Here is a 5,301-nt window from a genome sequence, read left to right on the forward strand (position 1 = left end):
GTTAGTCCGGCGGTGTCCTACTCTCCCACAACCCTTCGGTTGCAGTACCATCGGCGCTGTCAGGCTTAGCTTCCGGGTTCGGAATGGGACCGGGCGTTTCCCTGACGCTATAACCACCGAAACACTATGAAACAACCACACCACCGAATACTGCTGGTGGTTGTGTGGTGTTTCAGAGCTGTAGAGTGGATGCGTAACATCTTTGTGGGCAAGTCCTCGGCCTATTAGTACCAGTCAACTCGATAACACATTACTGTGCTTCCATTTCTGGCCTATCAACCCAATGGTCTGTTGGGGGCCTTAACCCACAAAGGGGTGGGATACCTCATCTTGGAACAGGCTTCCCGCTTAGATGCCTTCAGCGGTTATCCCTTCCGAACGTGGCCAACCAGCCATGCCACTGGCGTGACAACTGGCATACCAGAGGTTCGTCCGTCCCGGTCCTCTCGTACTAGGGACAGCCTTCCTCAAGTATCCTACGCGCGCGGCGGATAGGGACCGAACTGTCTCACGACGTTCTAAACCCAGCTCGCGTGCCGCTTTAATGGGCGAACAGCCCAACCCTTGGGACCTACTCCGGCCCCAGGATGCGACGAGCCGACATCGAGGTGCCAAACCATGCCGTCGATATGGACTCTTGGGCAAGATCAGCCTGTTATCCCCGGGGTACCTTTTATCCGTTGAGCGACACCCCTTCCACCAGGTGGTGCCGGATCACTAGTCCCGACTTTCGTCCCTGCTCGACATGTCTGTCTCACAGTCAAGCTCCCTTGTGCACTTGCACTCAACACCTGATTGCCAACCAGGCTGAGGGAACCTTTGGGCGCCTCCGTTACTCTTTAGGAGGCAACCGCCCCAGTTAAACTACCCATCAGGCACTGTCCCTGAACCAGATCATGGTCCGAGGTTCAGATTCCCAATCCGACCAGAGTGGTATTTCAACAACGACTCCACCAACACTAGCGTGCCAGCTTCACAGTCTCCCACCTATCCTACACAAGCCGAACCGAAAACCAATACCAAACTATAGTAAAGGTCCCGGGGTCTTTCCGTCCTGCCGCGCGTAACGAGCATCTTTACTCGTAGTGCAATTTCGCCGGGCCTGTGGTTGAGACAGCCGGAAAGTCGTTACGCCATTCGTGCAGGTCGGAACTTACCCGACAAGGAATTTCGCTACCTTAGGATGGTTATAGTTACCACCGCCGTTTACTGGCGCTTAAATTCTCAGCTTCACCCCGAAAGGTTAACCGGTCCTCTTAACGTTCCAGCACCGGGCAGGCGTCAGTCCATATACATCGTCTTGCGACTTCGCATGGACCTGTGTTTTTAGTAAACAGTCGCTTTCCGCTGGTCTCTGCGGCCACCACACCCTAGCCTGCAAGAGGCTTCAAGTGCACTGGCCCCCCTTCTCCCGAAGTTACGGGGGCATTTTGCCGAGTTCCTTAACCACAGTTCACCCGATCGCCTTAGTATTCTCTACCTGACCACCTGTGTTGGTTTGGGGTACGGGCCGTGCACGCACTCGCTAGAGGCTTTTCTCGGCAGCATAGGATCACTCTACTTCGCCTCAATCGGCTACGCATCACGTCTCAGCCTATATGAAACACGGATTTACCTATGCTTCGGCCTACACGCTTACACCAGTACTACCACTCACTGGCGGAGCTACCTTCCTGCGTCACCCCATCACTCGACTACTACGGAATCAGATCCCACGCTCCACACAGAAACCTCCGTCCGAAGACATCGGTAACCGGCTTTGGGTGGTTAGTATCAACCGCCTCATCCTGGGCGCACGTGCTCGGGTACGGGAATATCAACCCGTTATCCATCGACTACGCCTGTCGGCCTCGCCTTAGGTCCCGACTTACCCTGGGCGGATTAGCCTGGCCCAGGAACCCTTGGTCATCCGGCGGCAGAGTTTCTCACTCTGCATTCGCTACTCATGCCTGCATTCTCACTCCCACACCCTCCACGACTGGCTTCCGCCGCCGCTTCCCTGGATGCAGGACGCTCCCCTACCCATCAACACGACTAGACGTTCCCGCAAGGAGAACGCCGATCTATATGTGTCAATGACACAGCTTCGGCGGTGTGCTTAAGCCCCGCTACATTGTCGGCGCAGGACCACTTGACCAGTGAGCTATTACGCACTCTTTCAAGGGTGGCTGCTTCTAAGCCAACCTCCTGGTTGTCTGGGCAATCCCACATCCTTTCCCACTGAGCACACACTTGGGGGCCTTAGCTGGTGTTCTGGGCTGTTTCCCTCTCGACGACGAAGCTTATCCCCCGCCGTCTCACTGCCACACTCTCACACCACGGTATTCGGAGTTTGGTTGATTTCGGTAACCCGGTAAGGCCCCTAGACCATCCAGTAGCTCTACCCCCGTGGTGAAACATGTGACGCTGCACCTAAATGCATTTCGGGGAGAACCAGCTATCACGGAGTTTGATTGGCCTTTCACCCCTACCCACAGCTCATCCCCTCAGTTTTCAACCTAAGTGGGTTCGGCCCTCCACGTCGTCTTACCGACGCTTCAGCCTGGCCATGGGTAGATCACTCCGCTTCGGGTCTAGACCACGCGACTCAGACGCCCTATTCAGACTCGCTTTCGCTACGGCTACCCCACACGGGTTAACCTCGCCACGCAGCACTAACTCGCAGGCTCATTCTTCAAAAGGCACGCCATCACCTCAACATCACAAGGATGTGCTCGGGCTCTGACGGCTTGTAGGCACACGGTTTCAGGTACTCTTTCACTCCCCTCCCGGGGTACTTTTCATCTTTCCCTCACGGTACTAGTCCGCTATCGGTCTTCAGGAAGTATTTAGGCTTACCGGGTGGTCCCGGCAGATTCACAGCAAATTCCACGAGCTCGCTGCTACTCGGGAACACCAAACAAACGATCCACAACATGCTTTCGCGTACGGGACTCTCACCCACTCCGGTCGCCCATCCCAAGGCGTTCCACTAACACGCGTAATCGTTCCGAGGACTGTCAGATCCTCGACGCTGGGTCCCACAACACCACACACACAACGCCTGACAGCTTGACATGTGCATGGTTTAGCCTCTTCCGCTTTCGCTCGCCACTACTCACGGAATCACGGTTGTTTTCTCTTCCTACGGGTACTGAGATGTTTCACTTCCCCGCGTTCCCTCCACACACCCTATATATTCAGATGCGGGTAACACCACATAACTGGTGCTGGGTTTCCCCATTCGGAAATCCTCGGATCACAGCTCGGTTGACAGCTCCCCGAGGCATATCGCAGCCTCCCACGTCCTTCATCGGCTCCTGAAGCCAAGACATCCACCATGTGCCCTTAACAACTTGACCACAAAGATGCTCGCATCCACTCTACAGTTCTCAAACACCACACCAGAAACAAACTCCCGGAGCGTGAAAGCCCCACGGCGTGTTGCCTCAGGACCCAACAGCATGCCAGCGAACACCATCCCCGATCATCCCGGGATCACCCTTTCCACGCCCCCTCAAGAGGAAGCAGTACTCAGACGCCCCGGCAACAGCCGGCGATCGCATAAACCAGTAGTTCCACAATTCCTTGAGCAACCAGCGCCAACACACATTCGGTGTTGAAACCCTGGCCACTCCACCACCGTTGATCCGGGTATCCCGGCGGGGTGGATGTGTTGCTCCTTAGAAAGGAGGTGATCCAGCCGCACCTTCCGGTACGGCTACCTTGTTACGACTTCGTCCCAATCGCCAGTCCCACCTTCGACCACTCCCTCCCTTGCGGGTTGGGCCGTGGGCTTCGGGTGTTACCGACTTTCATGACGTGACGGGCGGTGTGTACAAGGCCCGGGAACGTATTCACCGCAGCGTTGCTGATCTGCGATTACTAGCGACTCCGACTTCACGCAGTCGAGTTGCAGACTGCGATCCGAACTGAGACCGGCTTTAAGGGATTCGCTCCACCTCGCGGTATCGCAGCCCTCTGTACCAGCCATTGTAGCATGTGTGAAGCCCTGGACATAAGGGGCATGATGACTTGACGTCATCCCCACCTTCCTCCGAGTTGACCCCGGCAGTCTCCCACGAGTCCCCGCCATAACGCGCTGGCAACGTAGGATAAGGGTTGCGCTCGTTGCGGGACTTAACCCAACATCTCACGACACGAGCTGACGACAGCCATGCACCACCTGTACACCAACCACAAGGGAAGCCCTATCTCTAGGGATGTCTGGCGCATGTCAAGCCCAGGTAAGGTTCTTCGCGTTGCATCGAATTAATCCACATGCTCCGCCGCTTGTGCGGGCCCCCGTCAATTCCTTTGAGTTTTAGCCTTGCGGCCGTACTCCCCAGGCGGGGCGCTTAATGCGTTAGCTACGGCACGGACAACGTGGATGTCGCCCACACCTAGCGCCCAACGTTTACAGCGTGGACTACCAGGGTATCTAATCCTGTTCGCTCCCCACGCTTTCGCTCCTCAGCGTCAGTATCGGCCCAGAGACCCGCCTTCGCCACCGGTGTTCCTCCTGATATCTGCGCATTTCACCGCTACACCAGGAATTCCAGTCTCCCCTACCGAACTCAAGTCTGCCCGTATCGCCCGCACGCTCCACGTTAAGCGTGGAGTTTTCACGAACGACGCGACAAACCGCCTACGAGCTCTTTACGCCCAATAATTCCGGACAACGCTTGCACCCTACGTATTACCGCGGCTGCTGGCACGTAGTTAGCCGGTGCTTCTTATCCAGGTACCGTCACTTGCGCTTCGTCCCTGGCGAAAGAGGTTTACAACCCGAAGGCCGTCATCCCTCACGCGGCGTCGCTGCATCAGGCTTTCGCCCATTGTGCAATATTCCCCACTGCTGCCTCCCGTAGGAGTCTGGGCCGTGTCTCAGTCCCAGTGTGGCCGGTCACCCTCTCAGGCCGGCTACCCGTCGTCGCCTTGGTAGGCCATTACCCCACCAACAAGCTGATAGGCCGCGGGCTCATCCTGTACCGCCAGAACTTTCAACCAACCCCCATGCGAGAGTCAGTGATATCCGGTATTAGACCCAGTTTCCCAGGCTTATCCCAAAGTACAGGGCAGATTGCCCACGTGTTACTCACCCGTTCGCCACTAATCCACCCGAAGGCTTCATCGTTCGACTTGCATGTGTTAAGCACGCCGCCAGCGTTCGTCCTGAGCCAGGATCAAACTCTCCAACAATGTCTTCGAATTCAATCGAGGCAAAATTTTCTTGCTCTCAAAGGAACCTCAAACGAGGTTCAAATACATAAGCTCTACTGGCTTAGTTCACTAGCACACTGTTGAGTTCTCAAGCAACAC

At 56.0% G+C, this 5,301-nt stretch carries 3 rRNA genes; all 3 read right to left on the reverse strand.

Features of this window, described 5'->3' with window-relative positions:
• Window positions 1-4: 4 nt before the first annotated feature.
• The 3 genes from rrf to ACLJO0_RS44040 all read right to left on the reverse strand — a co-directional run bounded on the left by rrf (window position 5) and on the right by ACLJO0_RS44040 (window position 5,181).
• Window positions 5-121 (reverse strand): 5S ribosomal RNA (gene rrf / locus ACLJO0_RS44030).
• A gap of 83 nt (window positions 122-204) precedes the next feature.
• Window positions 205-3,341: ribosomal RNA gene (locus ACLJO0_RS44035) — 23S ribosomal RNA — on the reverse strand.
• Between the two features lie 325 nt (window positions 3,342-3,666).
• Window positions 3,667-5,181, reverse strand: a 16S ribosomal RNA gene (locus ACLJO0_RS44040).
• Together the 16S, 23S and 5S rRNA genes form the textbook arrangement of a ribosomal RNA operon.
• Between the last annotated feature and the right edge of the window lie 120 nt (window positions 5,182-5,301).

This window comes from Amycolatopsis sp. lyj-108 (assembly GCF_046549005.1).
In the GTDB taxonomy this organism is placed as follows: Bacteria; Actinomycetota; Actinomycetes; order Mycobacteriales; family Pseudonocardiaceae; genus Amycolatopsis.